The 452-nt window shown below is 43.1% G+C and carries 1 protein-coding gene; it reads left to right on the top strand.

Annotated elements, in window-relative coordinates; genetic code table 11:
- Positions 1-48: 48 nt before the first annotated feature.
- Positions 49-228 carry a hypothetical protein gene (locus OCT63_RS21440; RefSeq protein ID WP_161750761.1) on the top strand — a complete coding sequence of 60 codons (180 nt, stop codon included), beginning with the start codon at positions 49-51 and terminating at the stop codon, positions 226-228.
- Positions 229-452 lie beyond the last annotated feature (224 nt).

Genomic DNA, 452 nt, shown 5'->3' with positions numbered 1-452 from the left:
GCCACCGCGATGAAACTGGAGGTTTAGCGCCAAGGTGATGAATTAGCAATGAAACTACTGACTTTGAACACAAAAGTAAAACGGACAGCTCAGAAGTTAAGCCCAACCAACAAAACGCACTTGGCTAAGAAGCGACATACCACAAACAACCACGGTTTGAAGCACTTTAACTGGCAAAGGATTCGTTCGACTAACCTGACAACCAAATATGGCCAAGCCATTTGTTAATGAATTAGCCGCCAAGACAAAGAAAACGCACCAAAGAAACTAGCAACAATGTTAGAGCCAGTAAGTGACTAACATACCGAAAACATTTCCAATACAGTGCCACCGGAAAGTTCGTGAGATTGGAAAAGGAATAGGTGAATAGCTAGAACGTAGAACAAGGCTTTTAGACTACAAACGCTTTTCTGCTCCTTGCAAACTAACGCCGCGTTAAGTAGTGAGCAACG

It is taken from the genome of Vibrio sp. RW (assembly GCF_027587105.1).
GTDB classification, from domain to species: domain Bacteria; phylum Pseudomonadota; class Gammaproteobacteria; order Enterobacterales; family Vibrionaceae; genus Vibrio; species Vibrio toranzoniae.
The sequence above is the reverse complement of the archived record's forward strand: the minus strand, read 5'-3'. Positions and strand labels throughout refer to the sequence as shown.

Bases quoted from the DNA above. Each gene is read 5' to 3' on its own strand.
- OCT63_RS21440 (WP_161750761.1), top strand. From the start codon at position 49: ATGAAACTACTGACTTTGAACACAAAAGTAAAACGGACAGCTCAGAAG.